Origin of the sequence: Peribacillus psychrosaccharolyticus ATCC 23296 (genome assembly GCF_000305495.1) — a bacterium.
GTDB lineage: Bacteria > Bacillota > Bacilli > Bacillales > DSM-1321 > Peribacillus > Peribacillus psychrosaccharolyticus.
Window position 1 is genome coordinate 1 of sequence record NZ_AJTN02000098.1, and the last position, 1659, is coordinate 1659.

Consider the following 1659-nt stretch of genomic DNA (forward strand, 5'->3'; position numbering starts at 1 on the left):
ATTCTTTACATACGGGACACCTTATTTTCAAAATTATCATCTACTTTCAGGTTTATATATTTAGTTTCTATAAAAGTTAATAAATTCCTCTTGTGATAATAGGAATTGGATTAAACAAAGAACTAAAGATGTCCAAATAAATTTCTTCGCTTCATCATGTGTTTAATTTTTCCGGTATTTCAAAGTGGGCGAAAAGCAAAAAAATAAGATTGATTAACAAAATGTATAATAACGAAAATGTGCATAGACAAATATACCTGGTGCAAGTAGACTAATATACTGAGAGGTTGTGAAAAGAATGAAAAAAATAAACAGTTTACTAGCAGTACTTCTATTCATATCATTATTTACTGGATTATCAAAAACAGAAGCAGCATCTAATGTAAAGGTGCACTTTATCAATGTTGGACAAGGGGATTCGATCCTTATTCAAACCCCAAACGAAAACATTCTTATTGACGGTGGAGGAAAAGGAAAAGGCGATGAGGTTGTCGCCTATCTAAAGAAACAGAAGATTAAAACGCTGACAGCTGTTGTATCTACTCATCCAGATGCTGATCACGTTGGTGGGCTCGCTTATATAATTCAAAACCTTAAAGTAAAGTCTGTGTATGCTCCGAAGATTTCACACTCTACACAAGCATACAAGGATTTTCTAAAGGCCGTACAAAAGAAAGGCCTAAAAATCAAAACGGCCAAAACAGGTGTAGAAATAACCACGATGGCAAAGAATACGTCATTAAAATTCATTGCACCGGTTAGTAGTTATGCAAAGTCTGACTTAAACAACTGGAGTGCCGTACTCCTTCTAAAACATAACAAAAAGACATTCTTGTTTACTGGGGATGCTGAAGTAGAATCTGAACGAGATATGCTGGCGAAAAAACTAATACCGAGTGTTGACGTTCTGAAAGTCGGCCATCACGGCGCAGCAACATCCTCATCGGCTGCATTCATTAAGAAAGCCCAACCTAAATATGCGGTGATTAGTGTAGGGAAGAATGGCTATGGACACCCTACATCTACCGTGGTCAAACGCTTAAAATCGATTAAAGCTGTTACCTATCGGACAGACAAGTACGGAAATATTATTTTTACCTCTACAGGTACGAAGATTACAGTAAAGACGGTGAAGTAAATGATACAAGGAATTGTTGATCGTTTCGAGGGAAATATTGCTGTAGTTGAAATAGACGGCAAGGAAATGAAGGACTTTCCGAAAAAAACGCTGCCCAAGGGTGTCAAAGTCGGAGACATGTTGATTTTCGATGGCGATACCATCACCATTTCGAGAGAAGGCACAGAAAAGTTAAGAAAAGAGATTGAAGATCTCATGGATGAATTATTTGAGGATTAATAATGGGGGTTGTCAAATAAGTCCCTAAAATAAACCAGGTGAAGAAAAACGAGTCGTTTTTCTCCACCTGGTTTTATATTTTTACTAATTTTTCTCGAAAGTAGCTGGCGAATGCCATAATCCCTTTTTTTATGTAGTAATGGTGTTTTTACTTAACTTTTATGTGATGTCTGAGAAACACTCCACAACTAATGATTCCTCATAAATGAATGGGTTTACTACTAATTTTCTATATTTCCTATTAATAAAAGGCTAACTATAAATATTTAGTTATTAATCTAAAATATATTTATTTTGAATAA

The 1659-nt window shown here is 35.3% G+C and carries 2 protein-coding genes; both read left to right on the forward strand.

Annotated features, from left to right (window positions below; all coding sequences use genetic code 11):
- Positions 1-298: 298 nt before the first annotated feature.
- Positions 299-1138: a ComEC/Rec2 family competence protein gene (locus WYK_RS06190; RefSeq protein WP_040373691.1), complete on the forward strand. Its 840-nt coding sequence runs from the start codon at positions 299-301 to the stop codon at positions 1136-1138.
- Positions 1139-1357, forward strand: coding sequence for a DUF3006 domain-containing protein (locus tag WYK_RS06195; RefSeq protein WP_040373692.1), 219 nt, complete (start codon positions 1139-1141; stop codon positions 1355-1357).
- Positions 1358-1659: the final 302 nt, after the last annotated feature.